Source organism: Nocardia yamanashiensis NBRC 100130 (genome assembly GCF_001613325.1).
Lineage (GTDB): Bacteria > Actinomycetota > Actinomycetes > Mycobacteriales > Mycobacteriaceae > Nocardia > Nocardia yamanashiensis.
Window position 1 is genome coordinate 566,170 of the sequence record NZ_BDCD01000002.1, and the last position, 21,844, is coordinate 588,013.

Consider the following 21,844-nt stretch of genomic DNA (forward strand, 5'->3'; position numbering starts at 1 on the left):
CCGGGGTCAGGCCGGGCGCAGGGTCATCGGCATTCCGGCCAGCGAGTTGGCGGCAACGGTGATGCCGTCGAATCGGAACATGGTTCGGCCCGCCCACTGAATCGAGGTAATGGTGCCCTCGCCCTTCCATTCGGCGTGTATGGCGCTGCCGTTCGCCGTCGTGTCGAGGGTGCAGGTCATGGTTGTCTGCTGTCCGGGGCGGCCGGGCAGCAGGCATTCCCAGGGTGCTGCACCACCGCTGGTGTCGCTGTGAAAGCGGAAGCCTCCGTCGACGACGGTTACCGTGCCGGTGCCGCTGTTATTCGTCATCGATTCGAGAATCCAGGTGCCGGAGACATCGAGGGCGGTCGGTGTTACAGCAGTGGTTGGCACCGTCGGAGCACCTGTACTGGAGGGCGTCTGACTCGAAGCGCTGCCGGTCATAGTGGGAACGGCACTCTTCGCTTCGCGGTCTTTCGTTCCGCAACTGCCCGCCGGACGCTCGAATGCCTTGCCGCCGTCGATGTCCACGAGCGTGAAGACGGCCAACGGGTTGGGTGCGCGAACCATGATGATGATCGCAGCCGGATCAAAGCCGGTCCAGGCGGTCCCGGTGTACTCGGGTGCCCTTCCGATCGAAGTCGACACGGTCAGCGGCGAGCCGCTGAGGCTGCGCAGACGTGGCACACCCCGCGTGTCGACGAGCACCGAAGTGCCCCTTTGCAAGACGGTTTCGAACGCGGTGACCTTGCCATCTCGGTATTCGTGGTCGGTGACCCGGATATCGAGACGGAGTACCACGGCGGTCAGCCCGCGGAGATAGTTCGGCAGGTCGGCTTCCGAGAGTGCCTCACCCCCGGCCCATCCGAAGGTCGGGTCCGCTGTGAGGGTACGGATGAGCGCGCGGCGTTCGGGCGGATGGTTTTCATAGAAGCCGACGATGGCATCCGTGCCACCGGTCGTCTGGTCCTGCAGCCCGCCGTAGACGCCGGGTTCCCCACCTGAGATCTGGATTCCACCCGCTGATTTGCCCCCGGTCGGCGCGGGGAAGGCCGGTGTGGACGCGATCGGCTGTGCACCCGCCTCGGCTGGCGGGTTCGGCAAGAACGGATGTTTGCCGCCGAAATCGGCTGCCTGATAAGCCACTTGGACATCGCCATCATCCGAGGATCCGCCGAGTGCACGCGTGCCGATGACGATGAGCACCACCGCCGCGACGAGTATGGCGAAGGCGATCAGCCACGTATAGGACGAACGCCAGGGTTGCGGTTGATGGAAATGAACCGAGTCGCCTTGTACGAGAAACGAATTGTCTCTCGCTTCCTGGTTCTTATCGGCCACGGCGAGCGGTCGTCATTTCTGATCTCCCATACCGCCCTCGATCCGGACGTTTCCGCCGCCCTGCACCATGCGAGAGTTGTTGCCCGCCTTCTGGTTCATGGTGACAGGCTTGCTGCCGCCCAATAGCCGGCGCGGTCCGGAGGCGGTGGGCCACGGGAAGGTGAGCAGGACGGCGGCCAGGACCAGCGCACCGAAACCGATGAGTGCCCAACGCGGCCACGCGTGCACCCACGGTGTCACGCCGATGGACAGCGCGACCACCGCCAGAATTGTCGAACCCAGCCAGGGCAGGTATTTGCCCATGAGCGTCTCCTCCGACCGACCCGGCACGAATTCTCGCACGCCGCGAAATGCGGCCGGGCCGCTTCGGGGAATGTCGGCACGCTCGGTCGCCAGGGCGGCTACTCGCTTTGGGAGATCAGCGTCCGCTCGGCCGGACGGTGACCGAGGGTGGTCGGTCGCTTTCGCCGTTCGTTCCCAGCGGACGTTCGAAAGGCGAACCGCCGGTGAGGTCGATGAGGGTGAGGGCGGTGAGGCGGGTGGGGGTGGGTGTGATGGCGATGACGGAGGCTGCGGCGAAATCGGTCCAGGGGGTGCCCGAGTAGGCCGGGCGTAGGGCGGTCGAGGTCGATAGCGTCAGTGGCGATCCGCTTCGGCCGCGGATCCGGGGGACGCCGTAAGCGTCGATGAATACTGTTGTGCCGCGCTGGAGGACGGTTTCGAAGGGGGTGATCTTGCCGTCGCGGAATTCGTGGTCGGTGACGCGGATGTCGAATCGCAGGAGGGCGGGGGTCAATTCGTGGAGGTAGTCGGCCAGGTCTTTCTCTCGGAGTGCCCAGCTTCGGGTCCATCGGAATCCCGCGTCGCCGGTGAAGGCGTGCACCACGCCCTGGCGTTCGGCCGGGTGATCCGCGTAGAAGGCGGCCAGGGTGTCCACATTGCCGGTCGCTTGGCCCCGGAACGCGCCGTACACGCCGGGTTCGTCTCCGGCGATCTGGACTGCGCCGGCTGTTTTCGCCGCGGTGTGCGCGGGCAATGCCGGTGTCGGCGTGACGACTTGGGCCGCGCCTTCGGCGGGGGTGGTCGTCAGGAACGGGTGCAGGCCGCCGAAGTCGGCTGCCTGGTACAGGACGCCGGCCAGTGGTTCGTTCAGGGCGAGCAGTCTCAGGACGCTGATGGCGATGAGCACCCCGGCGCCGAGGAGCAACCCGGCCGCCTGCAGCAGGGGCAGGTGTTTGCGCATGGGCGTCTCCCGTCGGCCGATCCGGCGTATTCACCAGCATTCCGCGAAATACGCTGTGCCGCTGCGGATGCCCCGGTAAGTCGGGGCATCGCGGCGGGTCCCGGAGACGAGGAGCCGCGCGGCGGGATCAGGCGGGTTCGGCGATGTCGGCGAGCCGGCCGGCGCCGGTGGCGATCTCGATGGCCTCGGCGAGGGTGAGGTGGAGTTCGTGGTCGGGGGTGGGGGCGGGGCCGTCGTGATGGGTGATGCCGGTGTCGGTGATCTCGTAATGCAGGGCGGTGTCGCCGATCTGGACGGTGATGACGCCGGGGCCGTGGGATGCGGCGAGGGCGCGGCCGAGGGGGAGCGCGAACCAGTGGGCGCGCACGGCGTCGGTGCTGCGGCGTTCGCCGAGCAGGGGAGTGCCCCAGGCGGAGAGGGTGTCCAGGACGGGACGCAGGTCCGCACCGGTGTCGGTGAGTTCGTAGACGGCGGTGGTGGCGCGCGGGCCGGCCTTGCGGCGGGTGAGGATGCCGTCGCGTTCGAGTTCCTTGAGGCGGGTGGCGAGCATGTCGGTGCTGATGCCGGGGAGGTCGGCGAACAGGTCGCTGTAGCGGCGTGGGCCGGAACTCAATTCGCGGACCACCAGCAGGCTCCAGCGGTCGCCGATGACGTCGAGGGCCCGGCTGACGGCGCAGTAGTGGTCGTAGGTGCGGCGCGGCATGTGACTACTGTAGCGTTCTGCTTGGAAAAACCAAGTGCATTCTTGGGAAATCCAAGTAGAGTGTGCGGCAACGTATCCGGAAGGGGATGTCCATGCAGGTCAAGCAGTCGAGCAAGCTCGCGGGAGTGTCGTACGAGATTCGTGGCCCGGTCGCAGAGCATGCCGCACGGCTGGAGGCCGAGGGGCATCACGTGGTGAAGCTGAACACCGGCAACCCGCTGCCGTTCGGGTTCGAGGCGCCCGCGGAGATCCTGCAGGACATGGTCCGCAACCTGCCCGCGTCGAGCGGTTACTCCTCCTCGAAGGGGCTGCTGTCGGCGCGGCGCGCGGTGGTGCAGTACTACCAGACGCTCGGCGTCGGCGAGGTGGACGTGGAGGAGGTGTTCCTCGGCAACGGCGTCTCCGAACTCATCATGATGGCCATGACCGCGCTGCTGGAAAACGGCGACGAGGTGCTGGTGCCCTCGCCGGACTTCCCGCTCTGGACCGCCGCGACCGCGCTGAACGGCGGCCGCCCGGTGCATTACGTCTGCGACGAGGGCGCGGACTGGGCCCCGGACGTGGCCGATATCGAGTCCAAGATCACCGACCGGACCCGGGCCATCGTCATCATCAACCCCAACAACCCGACGGGCGCGGTGTATTCGCCCGAGGTGCTGCGCGCCATCCTCGAGGTGGCCCGCCGCCACAATCTGGTGGTCTTCTCCGACGAGATCTACGACAAGATCCTCTACGACGGCCTCACTCACACCGCCACGGCCGCCCTCGCCCCGGACCTGATCTGCCTGACCTTCTCCGGCCTCTCGAAGTCCTACCGCGCGGCGGGATTCCGCGGCGGCTGGCTGGTGGTGTCCGGGCCGACCGAGCACGCCGAGAACTATCTCGAGGGCCTCACCATGCTCGCGGGCCTGCGCCTGTGCGCGAATGTGCCCGCGCAGCAGGCGATTCAGGCCGCGCTCGGCGGGCATCAGAGCATTTACGATCTCACCGCGCCCGGCGGCCGGCTGCTCGATCAGCGCGACCGCACCTGGGAGGCGCTCAATGCCATCCCCGGCATCTCGTGCGTGAAACCCAAAGGCGCGCTGTACGCCTTCCCGCGCATCGACCTGAACGTCTACCCGATCCACGACGACGAGAAGTTCGTGCTCGACCTGCTGTTGCAGGAGAAGATCCACATCGTGCAGGGCACCGGGTTCAACTGGGCGCGCCCGGACCACTTCCGCATCGTCACCCTGCCGCACGCCGATGATCTGGAAGCGATCATCGAGCGCATCGGCAGGTTCCTGGCGACTTACCGCCAGTAGCGATCACTCTCAGGCGATGCCGGGCAGGCGCACCACCTGTCCGGCGTAGGCCAGGCCCGCGCCGAAACCGAGCAGCAGCGCGGTATCGCCCGGCTTGGCCCCGCCGGAGCGGATGAGCTCCTCCATGGCCATCGGGATGGAGGCGGCGCTGGTATTGCCGGTCTCGACGATATCCTTTGCGACAGCGACGTTCTCGGGCATGTGCAGTGCCCGCACCAGCGCCTCGGTGATGCGGATATTGGCCTGATGCGGCACGAAGGCGTCCAGGTCGGCGACGCTCACACCCGCCTTGTCCAGCGCGTCCCGGCACGCCTTCTCCAAAAACGTGACGGCCCAGCGGAATACGGCGGTGCCGTTCATCCGGATGTAGGGCCGCACGGAGGTGCCGCCGGTGCGCTCGGCCTCGGCGACCTCCGCGAAGTACTGCTGGAAGTCCTTGTCCTGCTTGATGGCCGCGGTCTGGCTGCCGTCCGAACCCCAGGCCACCGGCCCGATGCCCTCTTCCTCGGACGGTCCCACCACGACCGCGCCCGCGCCGTCGGCGAAGATGAACGCGCAGGTGCGGTCCGAGGTGTCGAGCAGGTCCGAGAGCCGCTCGACGCCGATCACCAGCACGTACCGGGACTGCCCGGAACGCACCAGCGCGGCCGCGTCGCCGAGCGCGTAGCAGAAGCCCGCGCACCCGGCCGACACGTCGAAGGCGGCGGTGTCGTGCATGCCGAGTTCGGTGGCGACCACGGCGCCCGCGGACGGCCCGAGCACCATCTGCGAGGAGGTGGCCAGCACCACGGTGTCGATCTGTTCGGCGGTGATGCCCGCCGCGGTGAGCGCGTCGCGGGAGGCGGCGACGCTCATGGACACGATGGTCTCGTCGGCGTCGGCCCAGCGGCGGGCGGCGATGCCGGAGCGGGTGCGAATCCACTCGTCGGAGGAATCGATGCGGTCGATGATCTCGGCATTGGGCACCACCCGGCGCGGGCGGTAGGCGCCCAGGCCGAGGATGGCGGCGTGCGTGACCGGGGCTGCGGTGGCGATGGTCGCGGGCATGGCTTCCTCTCGTGTGTGAACCGATCGGTTCACAGGGTTAACGTCTAACATGGACCGATCGGTTCACACAAGGGCTGGAGGATTTTTGACCGCAGGACCCCGCGCTCGGCTGATCTCGAGCACCATTGCCGCGGTGCAGGAACACGGCGTGCATGCCGCCGGCCTGAGTGAGCTGCTCAAACGCAGCAATGCCTCCCGTAATTCGCTGTATCAGCACTTCCCCGCGGGCAAGGGGGAGTTGATCGAGACGGCCGCGAAAATCGTGTCGCGGTTGGTGTACAACCACCTCAGCCGCTTGGCCGACGCCCTGGCCGCCGCACCCGATCCGGACAAGTGGCTGACCGACCTGTTCGCCTTCTGGCGCAACGAGCTGGAAGCCAGCGACTACCGGGCCGGATCGTTCATGATGGCCGCCGCCCTCGACGAACTCGATCCCACCGTCCAGTCCGCCGCCGGTCAGGCCTTCGCCGAATGGACCACGCGGCTGGCCGACGGCCTGATCGCCGCAGGGGTCCCGACAGACTCGGCTCGCGCCTTGGCGGGCCTGCTGGTCTCGGTCATCGAAGGCGTGATCGTGCAGAGCCGGGCCCTGAAATCCAGCCGCCCCTTCGACGACGCCCGCCCCCAGCTCGCCATCCTCCTGGCTCACCATCTGCCTCCGCGATGACCCCCATGCGCCGCATCCTGGTCTCCGGCATCTCCGGCGCCGGCAAAACCACCCTGGCCACGAAACTCTCCGCCCGCCTGCACCTTCCACGCTACGAACTCGACGCCCTGCACCACGGCCCCGGCTGGGTCAAACGCCCCGAATTCGAAGCCGAAGTAGACGCTTTCTCCCGCACCGACGCCTGGGTCACCGAAGACCAGTACTTCCGCACCCTCGGCGGCCTCCTCTGGTCCCGCGCCGACACCTTCGTCTGGCTGGACTTCCCCCGTTCCACCGTCATGCCCCGAGTCATCCGCCGCTCGGTCACCCGCACCCTGACCCGCGCCGAACTCTGGAACGGCAACCGCGAATCCGCCCGCAACTGGCTCGAACCCGACCACCCCATGCGCTGGGCCTGGTCCCAGCACGCCACCCGCCGCGCCGACACCGAATCCCGCCTCCCCGACTACCCCCACCTCACCGTCATCCGCCTGCGCACCGCGCGGGAAGCCGACGTCTGGCTCCGCGCGATTCCCTGATCGCCGGCCGGGATGACGAGAAGGGGCACGCCGGGATGACGAGGGGAGGTGCGGGGATGACGGGGGTGTGGGAATGACGAGGGGGAGGTCCATCGGGATCTCAGGAGGTGCGCCCGAAAAGCCTCCGCCACCAACTGGTTCCGTCCCGCCCTGAAGGCGTGACGTGACTCTCGGCGCGCGATTCCGCGGCCGCCACCCGAACTGCCCGCGCAGCCTCACGCCCGGACTTCCACTCCGCGACCACGTCTTCCACCCGCACCGGCGCGACCGGTACCGGCGGCCCGCTGGGCATCCGCAGCCAGCGCACTATGCGGTCGTTGAGTTCGGAGACCGCTTCTCGCACTTCGCGTTCGGACCGCATGCCGCGCACGTTCTCCAGGAGCCGTTCGCGGTCGCGGCGCAGCACTATCGACTCGGGTAGCAGGGCGTCCGCGCTGAGCCCCTCACGTTTGAGTGCGGACCGCAGCCACCACCCGTCATCCACCGGTCCCGGCGGTATCGGCTGCCCGGCCCCGGGCAGATCATCGAATTCGCCCCGCTCGGCTGACTCGCGGATCTGCTTGTCGATCCACGACTCGAAGGTGAGATCGGGCGGTTTGCGCTCCGTCACGCCTTCCAGGATACCGAAGCGCGCTCGAGCGGCCGGTCGCGCCAACATTGCCCGTTTGCTTGCTGAATCCTGTTCGGCACGGCTAGCTTTCGGCGGGTGGAAAAGATCACCAGGCGAACCCTGTTGGCGGCGAGCACGATCGCGGCGGGCGGGTTGTTGGGGGCGGGGGTCGCGGGGGCGGAACCGTCGGCGGCGGGCGGGGCGTTCGATGCGGAATTCCGGGCGGTGGCCAGGGCGGCGGGTGGGCGGTGGCACGCGTATGTGACGGAGCTGGGGTCGGGGGAGCGGACGGCCGTGGTCGACGAGGACGCGGATTTCGTGATCGAGGGTGCCAGCGTGCAGAAGCTGGCGGTGATGGCGGGGGTGATGGCCGAGGTCGATGCGGGGCGGTTACGGCTCACGGACACAACGACTCTCGATGAGGCGAGCATCATGGAGGGGAGTGGGATCTATCTGAATCAGCCGGCGTTCGGGGATCAGGTGACCGTCGCCGGTCTGCTCACTTCCATGCTGCAGGTGTCGGACAATACGGCGGTGCGGCTGCTGGCGCGGTTCGTGCCGGGGGAGACCATCAACGGGAATCTGGCGAAGCTGGGGTTCGAGAAGACCCGGGTGGAGGTGATTCCGGGGGAGGAACGGTTCTATCTGGGCGTGACCACGCCCCGGGAGAACAACGACCTGCTGTACCGGCTGGCCTCGGGGACCCTGCTGTCGAAGGATTCGACGCAGGCGATCCTGCGCGTCATGAGCTGGTCGGGCGTCGGCTACACCGATGGCGTCCGCCGCTACATGTCCTCGGGCGAACGGGCGCGTTTCGCCACCAAATTCGGTGCGGCCGATGATCGCCGGCACGAGACCGGGGTGATGTTCGACGAGAACGGCGCACCGCTGCTGGCCTTCTCGTTCTTCGCCGATCGAGCGCCGGACGCGGGCAACTACGGCGGCACCAATCCGATCGTCGCCGCGCATGCGGCCCTGGGCCGCTTCATGATCGACACCTACAAGGGACTGTCGCCCTTGCGCCCCTACGTGAATCCGAAGGTGATCGCCGGGGGCCACTGACCTCAGATGCCGCCGTGCGCGGCCAGCGCCCGGACGGCGGCATCGGCTTGCGCGTAGGCCGCAGCGGCCAGCCGTTCCAGCAGCGCCAGTTTCACCTCGGGCGCCTGCCCGGTGAGCAGATCGAACCGGTCCGGCGGCAGCACCGCCAGCCGCACGGCCGATTCCGCGTACACGTCATTGGCGAACCGCACCCCGGCCAGCATCGACATCTCACCGAACGACATACCCGCGCTCAACGTCACCAGGCGATGCCGCCGATGCTCGCGATCGTCGAACGTGAACCGCACCCGCCCCGACAGGATCAGGAACAACCCGCAGCGCGGACTGTCGTGCGCCACGATGCGTTCCCCGCGCGCCACCGTCCGCGTCTCGAATTCCTTGGCCAGCAGCAGCCGTTCGTCCTCCGGCATGGCCGCCAGCGCCGGATGCTCGGCCACCGCGTAGGCGGCGGGCGTGCGCTCGTCCTCGGGCGTGTGCTCGTCCAGAATGATCTGCTCGCACCATTCGGTGGCGGCATCGCGATCGATGAACACCCGCCCTTGCGGATCGGCGGGATCCAGACTCGACACCAGCCGCCCGAGCTTGGCGTCCGGATCGACCAGCGCCACCCGGGTGCCCGCCGCGGCGAGTTCGGATTGCAGATCGTCGAGCATCCGGATGGCGATGGCGCTCACATCCCCGACCTCGCGCAGATCCAGCACCAGCGCCGCCAGTTCGCCCGGAGTGTGCTCCACCGCCCGCACCGTGGATTCCGCGCCCGCGAACAACAGGTCGCCGTGCAGTTCGAAAATGCGCGCCCGATCCCCGAACCGGCGCAGCACCGCCAGCTCCTCGGGCTCCCGCCGCAACCGCGACGGCGCTTCGGCCACCGAATACGCGGCGCGAATGGCGGTGCGCGCGGCCCGCGACACGTGCAGGAAGTGCAAGCCCAATCGGGTCGAAAGCTCCCGGCAAGCCTTCACCCCGCGCACGCTGCTGCCGTGCTCGTCCAATCGCGGCGAATACACCGCTATCCCGATCTGCCCGGGCAGCACCGCCAGAATTCCGCCGCCCACACCGCTTTTCGCGGGCAGCCCGACCGTGGTCACCCAGTCGCCCGCCGCGTCGTACATGCCGCAGGTGGTCATCACCGAGAGCACCTGCTCGACCAGCGGCCCCGACAGCGCGCGTTCCCGGGTGAGCGGATTCACCCCGTTATTGGCCAAGGTCGCCGCCATCATGGCCAGATCACGGCAGGTGACGTCGATGGAACACTGCCGGAAATACCGGTCGACCGCTTCGTCCGGATCGATATCGATGATGCCCGCCCCGCGCAGCAGATACCCGATGGCCCGATTGCGATACCCGGTCCGCGCCTCGGAGGCGTACACCTCCTCGTTCAGGCGCAGTTCCCGCCCCGCGAATCGGCTGTAGCTGCGCCGGATTCGCGTGAACCGGTCCTCCGCGTCCCGCCCGGTGATCAGCGACGCGGCGGTGATCGCCCCGGCATTGATCATCGGATTGCGTGGCCGCTGCGTGCGCGGATCCAGGCTGATCTCGTTGAACGGCTCCCCGGACGGCTCCACATCGATGCGTTCGGAGACCGCGTCCAGTCCCCGATCCGCCAGCGCCAGTGCGTAGGTGAACGGTTTCGAGATCGACTGAATCGTGAAGCAGGTGTCCAGATCTCCGCTCCCGTACACCCGCCCGTCCGCCGTCGCGAGGCAGACGCCGAACGAATCCGGTTGCACCGCCGCCAGTTCCGGGATGTAGTCGGCGAGCGCGCCCGAGGTGTCGGATCGGCACAATTCGTACACTTCGTCGATCAAGCGCGCCACAACGCCGCTGGTAGCAAGCCCGGAGCCGTCGAAGATCGGTGCGGAAGGTGCCACCGCGCCACTGTATCCGGGTAGAGTGTGCCAAGCCTCACATTCCTTGCGGATGTCGCAGGTGGGTTTCGTTCCTGGCGTCGGGGGTCGGGCGGGGCTCCGTAGACTGTTGCAAACACAGGAGACATCCGGAGGGAGCAATAGCCGTGGGAGTGCTTTCCCGGGTCGACACGCCCGAGGACTTGCGCCGGCTGTCGGTACCGGAGCTGCGCGAGCTGGCGGAGGAGATTCGCGAGTTCCTGGTGCGCAAAGTCGCGGCGACGGGCGGGCATCTGGGGCCGAACCTGGGTGTCGTCGAGCTCACCATCGCGCTGCATCGCGTATTCGACTCGCCTGCCGACCCGATCATCTTCGATACCGGTCACCAGTCGTATGTCCACAAGATCCTGACCGGCCGCAAGGACGGCTTCGACACCCTGCGCAAGCAGGGCGGGCTGTCCGGGTATCCGTGCCGCGCCGAGAGCGCGCACGACTGGGTCGAGTCCTCGCACGCGTCGGCCTCGCTGTCCTATGCCGACGGGCTGGCCAAGGCGTTCGATCTGACCCGGCAGAAGCGGTCGGTGGTGGCGGTCGTCGGTGACGGCGCGCTGACCGGCGGCATGTGCTGGGAGGCGTTGAACAATATCGCCGCCGGGCAGGATCGCTCGGTGGTCATCGTGGTCAACGACAACGGGCGGTCCTATGCGCCCACCATCGGCGGTTTGGCCGATCGGCTGGCCGGACTGCGCATGCAGCCCGCCTACGAGCACGCCCTCGACGCCACCAAGCGGATCGTGCAGAGCATTCCGCGGGTCGGGGATTCGGCGTATTCGATGCTGCACGCCATCAAGACCGGGATAAAGGATGCCGTCGCGCCGCAGGAGCTGTTCGGCGATATCGGGCTGAAGTACGTGGGCCCGGTGGACGGGCACGACACGATCGCCCTCGAAGGTGCGCTGCGGCGCGCCAAGGACTTCGGCGGTCCGGTGGTGGTGCACGTGGTCACCCAGAAGGGGCGCGGGTACAAGCTCGCCGAGGAGCACGAAGCCGATCAGATGCACGCGGTCGGCAAGATGGATCCGGAAACCGGTGAGCCGGTGAGCAGTTCGGCCGGGCCGAGCTGGACTTCGGTGTTCTCCAAGGAATTGATCGCGCAGGCCGAGCAGCGGGACGACATCGTGGCGATCACCGCCGCCATGCCGGGGCCGACCGGTCTGTCGTCGTTCGGGGATCGCTTCCCCGAGCGCATGTTCGACGTCGGTATCGCCGAACAGCACGCCATCACCTCCGCGGCCGGTATGGCGCTGGGCGGCTTGCATCCGGTCGTGGCCATCTACTCGACGTTCCTGAACCGCGCCTTCGACCAGCTGCTCATGGACGTGGCGCTGCTGAAGCTCCCGGTCACGCTGGTGCTGGACCGTGCGGGCATCACCGGCGACGACGGCGCTTCGCATAACGGCATGTGGGATCTGTCGGTGCTCGGTATCATCCCGGGCATCCGGGTCGCCGCCCCGCGCGATGCTGCCACCCTGCGCGAGGAGCTCGGCGAGGCGCTGCACATCAGCGACGGGCCAACCGCCATCCGCTTCCCCAAGGGCGCTGTGGCCGAGGAGATCTCGGCCGTCGAACGCTGCGACGGCGTCGACGTGCTGCGCCTGCCCGATGCGCAGGCCGGGTCCGCCCAGTCCGCGCACGGCGACGTCCTGCTCGTCGCGGTCGGCGCGTTCGCCGACCTGGCGCTGAAGGTCGCGGATCTGCTGTCCGCCGAAGGTGTTTCGGTCACCGTCATCGACCCGCGCTGGGTGCTGCCGGTCTCCGACACCGTGGTGAAGCTGGCCGAGAACTACCGCCTGGTGGTCACCCTGGAGGACAGCGGCCTGCACGGCGGCATCGGCAGCACGGTCTCGGCGCGCATGCGCGAATCCGGCGTGGACGTCCCCACCCGCGATATCGGTGTCCCGCAGCGCTTCCTGGACCACGCCTCGATCACTCAGGTCCGCCAGGAACTCGGCCTCACCCCCGGCGATATCGCCCGCCGCGTACACGGCTGGCTCGGCGACAGCGCCGAGGCGGACAAGGCGATGGCGGAAGCGGAGGCGGCACCCGTCGCGGATTCGGCGGAGCGCGCGCTCGCGGAGTAGCTCGAGCTCTGGAGTTCAGCCCGAGAGCGAACGGGCTCCAGGGCCGGCGGGCTTTGGAGTCAGCGGGCCCCGGGGTCGGCGGGCTCCAAGGGCCGACGGACCGGCGAGCGGGCGGGCATGCCGGTGATCAGGTTTCGCGATATGCGGGCGGCACCCTCGGGTGCCGCCCGTTTTTCATATGCCGCACGGGGGTTCTCGCGTAGATTCTGTAACCGGTTACAGTTTTCCGGTCAGGAGTCCGCATGACATTCGTCCTCGTCGACAAGCCGCGCCCGGGCATCGCCCTGGTCACCCTCAATCGCCCGGATCGCATGAACGCCATGGCATTCGACGTGATGATCCCGCTGCGCGAAACCCTGGAAGCGGTCGCGGCGGACAACGAGGTGCGCGCGGTGGTGCTGACGGGCGCGGGCCACGGCTTCTGCTCCGGGGCGGACCTGCAGCACGCCGGCAAGGTCCCCGGGGTGGAGGGCTTGACGAAAACCACGGTGGCCCGCCGCTCCATGGACCTGCTCAACAACGTCATGCTCACCCTGCGCCGCATGCACCAGCCGGTCATCTCCGCCATCAACGGCGCGGCCATCGGCGGCGGCTTCTGCCTGGCCATGGGCACCGACATCCGCATCGCCGCCGAGGACGCCTACTTCCGCGCCGCCGGCATCAACAACGGCCTCACCTCCGCCGAACTCGGCATCAGCTACACCCTGCCGCGCGCCATCGGCTCCACCCGCGCCTTCGAGATCATGCTCACCGGCCGCGACGTCGATTCCACCGAAGCCGAACGCATCGGCATCGTCTCCCGCGTGGTCCCCGGCGACAAACTCCTGGAAACCGCCTACGACACCGCCGACCAGATCCTGCGCTGGAGCCGCGTCGGCGCCGAACTCACCAAACGCATGCTCTGGTCCGGCCTGGAAGCTGGCAGCTTCGAATCCCACATGCAGCACGAGGGCATGGCCCAGCTCTACGTCCGCCTCACCACCGACAACTTCGACGAAGCCATCCGCGCCCGCAAGGACCGCCGCCCACCCCACTTCGAACACTGAAAAACGGTTTGCCGCCGGGACCGGTCACCAGGCAGATTGACACCTTTACGGCCGGGCCCGGGGCGGGGGAGAACATGCAACTGACGGTTTCGGAACAGGATGCCGCACAACGAGTTCCGCTCTTCGGTCCGATCGGTTACGCGGCCGCGGTCGCCATCGCCTTCGGCGCGGAACTGATCGCCTACTTCGATGGGCCGATGCTGCTGTATCTCTCGCTCGCCCTACCGCTTTTCGCGGCGGCGTTCGCGGGGCGGCCCCGGCAATTGTCGATCGGCGCGCTGAGCGGCCTGGCGGCCTTCCCTTTCGGCTGCCTCTGGTCGGTGCCCTCTCTCGCCTGGCTGGTGCTGGTGCCGGCGATCGCCGTCGTCCGTCCGGACCTCGGTCGGCGGCGCGGCCTCTCGCCGCCGCGCCCGGACTCGGACCGCCCGGCCGGATTCATCTCCTGGGAGGCCGCCACCGTCGGCATTCCGGGCGGCTGGCTGCTGTCGACCATGGCACTGGCCACACCGGAGTCCTACCTGCCCGGAACCGGCGTCACCGTCTGCGTCGCCGCCGTGCTGCTCATCGTGCCGGCGCTGTTCGCCGTACCCGCCCGTTTCGTGCGCCGGCCCTTGCCGGCAGCCCTGCTCGGCTGGGCGCGCGGTACCGCCGCGGCCGTACTCGCCGGGATCGCACTGACCCCGCTGGCCTGGCAGATTTTCGACGGTTTCGCGCCGCCGGCCCCGAGCTGAAAACCTCCCGCCGATCCGGTGCCGGATCAGTGCGCGGGTTCGATGTGCTTGCGCCGGACCAGCAGAACGATCGCCAGGACGGGATACAGCAGGATCGGCAGCAGGGTGCCCGGGTAGAAGGTCTGGTCGGCCAGGACGGCGGTGCCGCTGAGGAGGGTGAAGTCGAAGAGGCCGTGGGTGATGGAGTTGAGGACGTTGCCGCGGCTGACCCGGCGGATCAGGTAGAAGAAATAGCCGGCCAGACTGACCATGATCGCCTGGAGCAGCGCGGACGCGCCGTGCGTGAGGGCGTTGGTCAGGTGCACCGCGCCGAAGACCAGGCTGGACCACAGCGCGACGCGGCCTTCGGTGAGGCCGTGCGCGCGCAGGGTGACGACGCCGATGCCGCGGAACATGCCCTCCTCGCCCCAGCCGACGAACTGGGTGGCGATGAGCAGGACCAGAACGTACAGCCAGCCCTTCTCAGCGAGGGCGCTGTAGCCGATACCGCCGGCGATGGCCACGGCGAACACGATCGGCACCACGCGCACCCACGATTGGGTGGGGCGGTCGTCGTGCAATACCGGCCGCAACCAGCCCAGATAGGCGATGACGCCGTAGGTGAAGGCCAGGGCCGCGCCGAGCGGGATGATCATGCCGTAGCAGACCGCCCGCGTGGACAGGAAGTCGTCCTCGCCGCTGAGATGCTTCATCAGAATCCCGCCGCCCTGGATGATCGCGAGGTAGGCGAGGACGATCACGGCGAACATGGGGTAGGAAAGCCGCCGGCCCGGGGTGGTAGCCGGCGCGTGGACCTGCGACGCGCTCATGATCAGAACATAGAGGAGCCGAACTGGGCGGTTGGTGATTTCGCGCGCAACACACGGTCGCCGTCGGCCTCGTCCGTGCCGCAGGGCCTTTCGCCCGGCCGTCGGCAAACGGTCCAGTGACGCGGCGCATTTCGCGATGTCCGACCGCGCGGGTTCCGGCGGGTGCGCGAATCCCCCGGGTCCGAGCCGAGGTCGGACGTGGGGCGCGAATGGTCAGACTTTGGGCGACGAATAGAGGGCGGTGGCCAACCGGGGGACCGCGAGTTCACGCTGCCACGGGCGAGCGCCCCCGGCGGCGAGATAGTCGTCGATGAGCCGCGGGGCATCGCCGTTGGTGGCGGTCAGCGGGAGCCCGTCCCAGCACATGCGCCGCAGCAGATCCGGGGTGAGCAGGTTCTCGACCGGAATCGACACCTCGTTGGACAGCTCGGTCATGGCGGCCCGGGCGCTCGCGAGGCGGGCCGCGGCAGCCGGATCGCGGCGTTCCCAGCGATTCACCGGGGGCGGCCCGTCGAAGGGCTGGGTGAGCGGAGGCAGCTCGTTGTCCGGAAGCGCGCGGGCGCGCTCCACCGCGCCGAGCCATTCGCGCGAGTAGCGGCGCTGGCGCGGCCCGCCGAAGATGGGCAGCGCACGCAATTGGGCGATGGTCTTGGGCTCGCCGGTGGCGGCGGACACGATCGCCGAGTCGGGGAGGATGCGGGCGGGCGCCACATCCCGCAGCCGGGCCAGGCGGTCGCGCGTGGTCCACAGTTCACGCACGATGGCGAGCTGCCGCGTGCGGCGCAGGGTGTGAATCCCGGAGGTGCGGCGCCAGCGATCGGCTTTCGGCGCGGACGGTTCGGCCAGCCGCACATGCTCGAATTCCTGGGCGGCCCAATCGGTTTTGCCCTGGTGTTCGAGTTCGACGGCGACCGCGTCGCGCAGTTCGAGGAGCAGCTCCACATCGAGGGCCGCGTAGTTCAGCCATTCGTCGGGCAGCGGGCGGGTGGACCAGTCGGCGGCCCCGTGCCCCTTGCGCAGTTCGCGCCCGAGCAATCGTTCCACCATGGCGGCCAGACCGACCCGCTCGTATCCGGCCAGCCGCCCGCCCAGTTCGGTGTCGAACAGCCGCGCCGGGTACAGCCCCAGTTCGGCCAGCCCGGGCAGATCCTGATCGGCGGAGTGCAGCACCCATTCGAGGCCGTTGATGGCGTCCGCGAGCGGCGTCAGCGCTTCGTCCACCGGCACCGGATCGATGAGGAAGCTGCCCGCGCCCGCGCGCCGCAACTGGATCAGATAGGCGCGATTGGAGTAGCGGAACCCGGAAGCGCGTTCGGCGTCGACCGCCAGCGGACCCGTGCCGGCGGCCAAGCGGCGCGCGGCGTCGGCGATTTCGGCGGGGGTGTCCAATACCGGCGGCACACCGTCCACTGGCGCGAGCAAGGGGACCGCGACGGTGGCTTCGGGTTCTTCTGGTACGGACATGGTCTTGAACTTTACGGGTAGGGCGGGAATGGGCCCGCGTCCCGTCGATAATCGGCTGACCGGCACGCGGCTGTGCGCTGTTCGGAATCGTACGTGCCCGCCGCCGGTTTCGTTGCGGTACAGAAGTTCTCATCCGCGTCCGGACGCCCTGTCGCGGAGGGGAAAATCACACTGACCACCACGAACGGCGGGAGCGGCGGCGGGACCTAGTCGTCGTCCGCGCCGCCGCGCCGCACGTCCAGCCGGGTGACGCCGGCGGGCGGCAGGCCCGAGGCGTAGGCGAGGACTTCGGCGAAGGCTTCGACGTGCGGGCGCATCTCGGTGTCGCCGACCGTCCAGGACGCGCGCAGTTCCAGCTGATGCGCGCGCGGCGGCCCGGCGATATCGCCGTAGCGCACCGAGCTGGTGGAGGTCACGGTCCCGCCGAGCGCGGTGTACCCGGTGCGCGATTCGAGCGCGTCCACCAGCCAGCTCCACGCCACTTCGGGCAGCAGCGGGTCGGCGGCGAGCGCGGAATCGATGTCGGCCTGGATGTAGGCGACCAGCCGGAACACCCCGTGCCAGGCCTCTTGCCCGTTCGGGTCGTGTAGCAGGATGAGCCGCCCGAACGCGTCCCCGTCGGAGTCGACGGGCACCACATTGGTGTCGGGTCGCGTGACTTCCGCACCTAACGCGTAGGAGTAAGGAGCCAGGCGCTGGGGCGGGCGGATCGGAGCGAGCTCGATCCGAGGGTGAACGGTTGCGGTTCCCATCGCATCGACCGCGGCGCGAAACCTTGGGGGTTCTTCGGGTTCCGGGGTCGGTGCGGCGCCGTCGCGGAAGTCGAGCGGTGTCACGGAAGGCAACGGTAGACCGCCGGGGGCCGGAGTCGTGCGAGGCGCGCCGTCATGCCCCTTTACGATGGCTCGTGATGAGCACTCACAGCCGCCGCCAGTTGACCGACGCACCCTTCCTCGTCGCCGCGAAGGGTGGCGTTCCGCATCGGCGTCCGGTGTGGTTTATGAGACAGGCCGGTCGGTCTCTTCCGGAGTATCGGGAACTGCGCGCGGGAATCGGCATGCTGCAGTCCTGTTTCGATCCGGAGCTGGTCTGCGAGATCACCATGCAGCCGATCCGCCGCCACGATATGGACGCGGCAATCCTGTTCTCCGACATCGTGGTTCCGCTCAAGGCGGCGGGCATCGACCTCGATATCGTGGCGGGCGTCGGCCCCGTGGTGGCGAACCCGGTGCGCGACACCGCCGATGTGCGCGCGCTGCCGCGGCTGCGGGCCGAGGAAGTGGGTGCGGTCACCGCGGGCATCAAACTGCTGCTCGACGAACTCGATCAGGTTCCGCTCATCGGGTTCGCCGGTGCGCCTTTCACCCTCGCGTCCTATCTGGTCGAGGGCGGGCCGTCGAAGAATCACGAACGCACCAAGGCGATGATGCTCGCCGATCCCGCCACCTGGCACGAGCTGCTCGGGGTGCTCACCGATATCACCATCGAATTCCTGCGCGCCCAGATCGACGCGGGCGTGGACGCGGTGCAGCTCTTCGATTCCTGGGCCGGGGCGCTGTCCCTCGCCCAGTACCGCGAATACGTGATGCCGCACTCCGAACGCGTCTTCACCGAACTGGCCGGAGCGGGCATTCCGCGCATCCACTTCGGCGTCGGCACCGGAGAACTGCTGGGCGCCATGGGCGAAGCGGGCGCGGACGTGGTCGGCGTCGACTGGCGCATCCCGCTCACCGACGCCATCCGCCGCGTCGGTCCCGGAAAAGCGTTGCAGGGCAACCTCGATCCGGCGGTTCTTTTCGCGGGCCCCGCCGCTATCGAAGCCGAGGTTCGCCGCATCGCCCATGAAGCCGACGAGGCCATCACCCTCGGCGCGAAGGGGCACATCTTCAACCTCGGCCACGGCGTCCTCCCCGCCACCGACCCGACGGTCATCACCGACACGGTCGCCCTGATCCACAGCCTTCCCGCACCGCTGTAACCGGCGCTGCTCATCCACCGCACCGGCCCGCGTCCACCAGACGCGGGCCGCTGTCGTTCGTGGGGTGCGCAGCATCGGATGAGGCCGCGATGTGGTCCCGCCACCAGGTCTTGTCGCCGCGGACTCGGCGGGGCAGTCACGCTTGCTGCCGGGGTTCGGCGACTCACGGCGGTGGCGGGGGATCACCGCATACCGGGCGCAGGTCACACTCCCGGCCGGGAGTAGGTTGGCGGTGTAGCGGCTCGACGGTGAGGTGCGGGCTGTGATGCTGTGGCCCGGCGCTCGAGCGGGCCGCGGCGATCACGGAGTGACGAGGAGTGCTCGATGCGGATCGCGGTGGTCGGTGGCGGAATCAGTGGACTGGTTGCCGCGTATCGATTGCGTCAGGCGCTGGGATCAGCCGCGGATCTGGTCCTGATCGAACGGCGCGCCCGCATCGGCGGAATCCTGCGCACCGGTGAGCTGGCCGGTGATCCGGTGGATCTGGGTGCGGAGGCGTTCGTCGGCCGCCGGCCCGAAATCCCCTCGCTCATGCGCGAACTCGGCATCGAAGACCAGTTGGTGTACCCCGCCGGACGGCGGCCGCTGATCTGGTCGGGCGGTACCTCTCACCCGCTGCCCGAAGGCACGCTCATGGGCATCCCCGCCAGCCCGGAAGCGGTAACCGGGCTCGTCGACGCCGACACCCTGACCCGCATCGCCACGGAACCCCAACGCCCCCTGCACTGGTCGCCCGGCGACGACATCTCGGTCGCGGCCCTGGTCGGGGATCGCTTCGGCGAACAGGTCGTGCACCGCAGCGTCGACCCGCTGCTCGGCGGAGTCTATGCGGGACTTGCCAATACGATCGGCGTCCGCGCCGCCCTCCCCACCCTCGCCGCCGCCCTCGACGGCGGCGCCCCCAGCCTCACCGCGGCCATCGCCACCGCCCTGCCCGCCCCCTCCACGACCCCCGTTTTCGGCGGTATCCGCGACGGTTACGGCGTCCTCCTGGAAGCCCTCCGCACCGCCGCCGACGTCAAGATCGAAACCGAAACCACCGCAACCGAACTCCGCCGCACCCCCACCGGCTGGCACCTGAACCCGGTAGGCCCGGTCGACGCTGTGATCCTGGCCACCCCGGCCCCGGTCACCGCATCGCTCCTCGCCGAGATCGCCCCCGCCGCAACCGAACTGCTCACCGGCATCGAACTCGCGTCCTCCGCGGTGGTCGCCATGGCTCTCCCCGCCGACACCGATCTCCCCGAGAACTCCGGCATCCTGGTCGCCACCGGAGAGCCCTTGCGCGCCAAGGCCTTCACCCTGTCGAGCCGCAAATGGCCCCACCTGGCATCCCGCGACGTGGCCCTGGTCCGCGCCTCCTTCGGCCGCTACGGCGCAGCCACCCCTCTGACCTGGTCGGACGAAGAACTCATCGCCGCCGCCCGCGAAGACCTCGTCACCGTCACGAGCGCAACGATCCACCCGTTGCAAGCGGTAGTCCAACGCTGGCCCGGCGGCCTCCCCCAATACGCCCCCGGCCACACCACCCGAATCGCCGATCTCCGTTCGGCCACAGCCGATCTCCCCGCCCTCGCCCTGGCAGGCTCCTACCTCGACGGCGTCGGCGTCCCCGCCTGCGCCGCCACCGGCACCGCCGCCGCAGCACGCATCCTCGACGACCTCAGCCACCGCTGACCCGACCTCGATCGACCACACCTCACCCGACCGCCGGCGTGAGGAATTGCCGCGCCCGGTCCGCCCGCCCGGCACGAACATGATCGACAACGGATAGGACCGCCACGGCGATACCTGCGACGATGCCGACGATGAAGGACCACCCCGCGACCGAGTCGAAAATGCTTGCCGCGGAAGCGGAGACGTTCCCGTCCCCCGTCACCAACGCGGCCAAGGGGACCAGGTGATCGTCGGACTGATCGGTGAAGTCGGTCATGGTGAGCGCGAAGGACAGCGCCGCGAGATCGGCGACAACGAGGGTGACGAGAGTGTGCGGGCGCAACGATGGCGCGAACACGGTGGCCATGATGGCGGCCAGCAGCAGCGGTGCGAGTGAGATGGCGGCAACCAGCCCGAAGCTCATGATGATGATGACGAACCACCACCCCGGCGCGAGCATCCGCACCGCGATGGCGAGCAGAACGACCACGATCTGGCTGATGACGAGCAATGACCGATTCATGAGGGGACCTTCCGCGTCGGAGAACTGGCAACGCGTTCGATCCTGCTGAACAAGGGCGCCCCGCCGGATGAGCCCGGCTACTCGACCCCCTGAGTAGATCTGCCTAAACGGGCCCCGCTCCACCACGTACCTCGAGCGGCCCCATCGCGCGCCTGAAGTGGCGGACGGGTCAGCGGGGGAGTAGGTCTGTGGTGTCGGTGTTGCCGCCGCACAGGACGATTGCCACTCGCTCGCCCGGACGGGGCACATAGGCCCCGAAGCGGAGGGCGGCCAGGGCGGTGGCGGCGGCGTGTTCCACGGGGAGGTGGCGGTTCGTCCAGAGCAGTTTGCGGGCGGCGATGATCTGCTCGTCGGTGACCAGGACCGAGCGGACGTCGGCGAGCGCGGCGGCGGCCAGGGCCATTTCGGAGGTGCGGGTGGCGCCGAGGGAATCGGCGGCGATGGAGTCGATGGGGACGTCGACCGGGTGGCCTTCGGCGAGGGCGGTGTTGAAGGCGCGGCAGTTCTCCGGTTCGGCGGCGATCACGCGGATGCCGTGGTGGGCGGCGGCTACGGCCACCCCGGTGAAGAGTCCGCCGCCGCCGACCGCGACTACCACGGTGTCCAGACCGGGTAGCTGCGCGACGATTTCGTCCAGCAGCGTGCCCGCGCCGGCGGCGATGTACGGATCGTCGTAGGCGTGCGAGCGCAGGGCTCCGGTGGTGGCTGCGTAGCGCTCGCAGTCGGCGGCCGCGTCGGCATAGGCCGCGCCGCCGGACATGACCTGCGCGCCCAGGGATTTCAGGCGCTCGACCTTCACCGCCGGCGCGGCGGTGGGAAGGAAGACGGTGGCGGCGGCATCGACGAGCCCGGCGGCCCACGCGCAGGCCACGCCCGCGTTCCCGCCCGAGGCGATGGTCACGCCCACTTTGGGCAGGTCACCCGATTCCTGATGCGCCAGCATGAAATTGGCGGCCCCGCGAGCTTTGAAGCTCCCCGTGTACTGCAGATGCTCGAGCGCGAACCACACCTGTCCGCCGCCGGGTGCGGGAACGGTGCCCGGGTCGGCAGGCGTGAGCACCACCGGACGGGTGTGCCCCGCGATTCGGTCGGCGGCCGCTTTCACGTCTGCGTAAGTCGGATGCACTGCACTTCCTTCGCTTCGATGCGGATTCGGACGATACGGACAGCCCGGG

21 protein-coding genes are annotated in these 21,844 nt (G+C 68.8%); 9 read left to right on the plus strand and 12 right to left on the minus strand.

Translation table 11 applies throughout. The features are described 5' to 3' along the window. Positions 1–6: 6 nt before the first annotated feature. The 4 genes from NY1_RS02705 to NY1_RS02720 form a co-directional block, all read right to left on the minus strand. Positions 7–1,320 (minus strand): DUF6777 domain-containing protein, encoded by a 1,314-nt coding sequence (locus NY1_RS02705; RefSeq protein WP_067707505.1) that lies wholly within the window; start codon positions 1,318–1,320, stop codon positions 7–9. 12 nt (positions 1,321–1,332) lie between these two features. Next, positions 1,333–1,623, minus strand: a complete 291-nt coding sequence (locus NY1_RS02710) for a hypothetical protein (protein WP_067707508.1) — start codon at positions 1,621–1,623, stop codon at positions 1,333–1,335. Positions 1,624–1,738: 115 nt separating this feature from the next. Continuing rightward, positions 1,739–2,563: a DUF6777 domain-containing protein gene (locus NY1_RS02715; RefSeq protein WP_067707511.1), complete on the minus strand. Its 825-nt coding sequence runs from the start codon at positions 2,561–2,563 to the stop codon at positions 1,739–1,741. Between the two features lie 127 nt (positions 2,564–2,690). After that, positions 2,691–3,266 (minus strand): winged helix-turn-helix transcriptional regulator, encoded by a 576-nt coding sequence (locus NY1_RS02720; RefSeq protein ID WP_067707514.1) that lies wholly within the window; start codon positions 3,264–3,266, stop codon positions 2,691–2,693. Positions 3,267–3,358: 92 nt separating this feature from the next. Here NY1_RS02720 and NY1_RS02725 point away from each other — a divergent pair, with 92 nt between their 5' ends. After that, complete coding sequence (locus NY1_RS02725; RefSeq protein WP_067707938.1) at positions 3,359–4,570, plus strand: pyridoxal phosphate-dependent aminotransferase; 1,212 nt, start codon at positions 3,359–3,361, stop codon at positions 4,568–4,570. A gap of 9 nt (positions 4,571–4,579) precedes the next feature. On the opposite strand, the gene NY1_RS02730 is transcribed toward NY1_RS02725, so the two are convergent. Then, positions 4,580–5,617: a beta-ketoacyl-ACP synthase III gene (locus NY1_RS02730; protein WP_067707517.1), complete on the minus strand. Its 1,038-nt coding sequence runs from the start codon at positions 5,615–5,617 to the stop codon at positions 4,580–4,582. Positions 5,618–5,702: 85 nt separating this feature from the next. Between NY1_RS02730 and NY1_RS02735 the strand changes: the two genes are divergently transcribed. Together NY1_RS02735 and NY1_RS02740 are read left to right on the plus strand one after the other, a co-directional pair. Beyond that, positions 5,703–6,284, plus strand: coding sequence for a TetR/AcrR family transcriptional regulator (locus NY1_RS02735; protein WP_084534569.1), 582 nt, complete (start codon positions 5,703–5,705; stop codon positions 6,282–6,284). Next, positions 6,281–6,802, plus strand: coding sequence for a P-loop NTPase family protein (locus NY1_RS02740; RefSeq protein WP_218028283.1), 522 nt, complete (start codon positions 6,281–6,283; stop codon positions 6,800–6,802). The genes NY1_RS02735 and NY1_RS02740 overlap by 4 nt, the downstream gene beginning before the upstream one ends. Before the next feature lie 100 nt (positions 6,803–6,902). Here NY1_RS02740 and NY1_RS02745 read toward each other — a convergent pair whose 3' ends face one another. Beyond that, positions 6,903–7,412 (minus strand): DnaJ family domain-containing protein, encoded by a 510-nt coding sequence (locus NY1_RS02745; RefSeq protein WP_067707941.1) that lies wholly within the window; start codon positions 7,410–7,412, stop codon positions 6,903–6,905. 96 nt (positions 7,413–7,508) lie between these two features. Here NY1_RS02745 and NY1_RS02750 point away from each other — a divergent pair, with 96 nt between their 5' ends. Next, positions 7,509–8,474, plus strand: coding sequence for a serine hydrolase (locus NY1_RS02750; protein ID WP_157575213.1), 966 nt, complete (start codon positions 7,509–7,511; stop codon positions 8,472–8,474). A gap of 2 nt (positions 8,475–8,476) precedes the next feature. On the opposite strand, the gene glsA is transcribed toward NY1_RS02750, so the two are convergent. After that, entirely contained in the window at positions 8,477–10,345 is a 1,869-nt protein-coding gene (glsA, locus tag NY1_RS02755; protein ID WP_233434170.1) for a glutaminase A, read from the minus strand. Positions 10,346–10,494: 149 nt separating this feature from the next. Here glsA and dxs point away from each other — a divergent pair, with 149 nt between their 5' ends. From dxs to NY1_RS02770, 3 genes are all read left to right on the plus strand, one after another. Beyond that, positions 10,495–12,462, plus strand: a complete 1,968-nt coding sequence (gene dxs / locus NY1_RS02760; protein WP_084534571.1) for a 1-deoxy-D-xylulose-5-phosphate synthase — start codon at positions 10,495–10,497, stop codon at positions 12,460–12,462. 242 nt (positions 12,463–12,704) lie between these two features. Further along, positions 12,705–13,508, plus strand: a complete 804-nt coding sequence (locus NY1_RS02765) for an enoyl-CoA hydratase (RefSeq protein ID WP_067707529.1) — start codon at positions 12,705–12,707, stop codon at positions 13,506–13,508. Positions 13,509–13,582: 74 nt separating this feature from the next. Further along, positions 13,583–14,239 carry a hypothetical protein gene (locus NY1_RS02770; RefSeq protein WP_067707530.1) on the plus strand — a complete coding sequence of 219 codons (657 nt, stop codon included), beginning with the start codon at positions 13,583–13,585 and terminating at the stop codon, positions 14,237–14,239. A 26-nt stretch (positions 14,240–14,265) separates the two neighbouring features. On the opposite strand, the gene NY1_RS02775 is transcribed toward NY1_RS02770, so the two are convergent. From NY1_RS02775 to NY1_RS02785, 3 genes are all read right to left on the minus strand, one after another. Next, positions 14,266–15,048, minus strand: coding sequence for a CPBP family intramembrane glutamic endopeptidase (locus tag NY1_RS02775; protein WP_067707531.1), 783 nt, complete (start codon positions 15,046–15,048; stop codon positions 14,266–14,268). A gap of 213 nt (positions 15,049–15,261) precedes the next feature. Next, positions 15,262–16,512: a ribonuclease D gene (locus NY1_RS02780; RefSeq protein WP_067707532.1), complete on the minus strand. Its 1,251-nt coding sequence runs from the start codon at positions 16,510–16,512 to the stop codon at positions 15,262–15,264. Positions 16,513–16,718: 206 nt separating this feature from the next. After that, entirely contained in the window at positions 16,719–17,348 is a 630-nt protein-coding gene (locus tag NY1_RS02785) for a DUF3000 domain-containing protein (protein ID WP_084534572.1), read from the minus strand. Positions 17,349–17,422: 74 nt separating this feature from the next. Here NY1_RS02785 and hemE point away from each other — a divergent pair, with 74 nt between their 5' ends. Next, entirely contained in the window at positions 17,423–18,490 is a 1,068-nt protein-coding gene (gene hemE, locus NY1_RS02790) for a uroporphyrinogen decarboxylase (protein WP_067707541.1), read from the plus strand. 324 nt (positions 18,491–18,814) lie between these two features. Continuing rightward, on the plus strand, positions 18,815–20,167 hold the full coding sequence (locus NY1_RS02795; RefSeq protein WP_067707557.1) for a protoporphyrinogen oxidase: 1,353 nt from the start codon (positions 18,815–18,817) through the stop codon (positions 20,165–20,167). A gap of 22 nt (positions 20,168–20,189) precedes the next feature. Here NY1_RS02795 and NY1_RS02800 read toward each other — a convergent pair whose 3' ends face one another. Next, entirely contained in the window at positions 20,190–20,669 is a 480-nt protein-coding gene (locus tag NY1_RS02800; RefSeq protein WP_067707562.1) for a hypothetical protein, read from the minus strand. A gap of 169 nt (positions 20,670–20,838) precedes the next feature. Further along, the gene (locus NY1_RS02805; RefSeq protein ID WP_067707564.1) at positions 20,839–21,795 is read right to left on the minus strand and encodes a serine/threonine dehydratase; all 957 of its coding nucleotides are present in this window, start codon (positions 21,793–21,795) and stop codon (positions 20,839–20,841) included. Between the last annotated feature and the right edge of the window lie 49 nt (positions 21,796–21,844).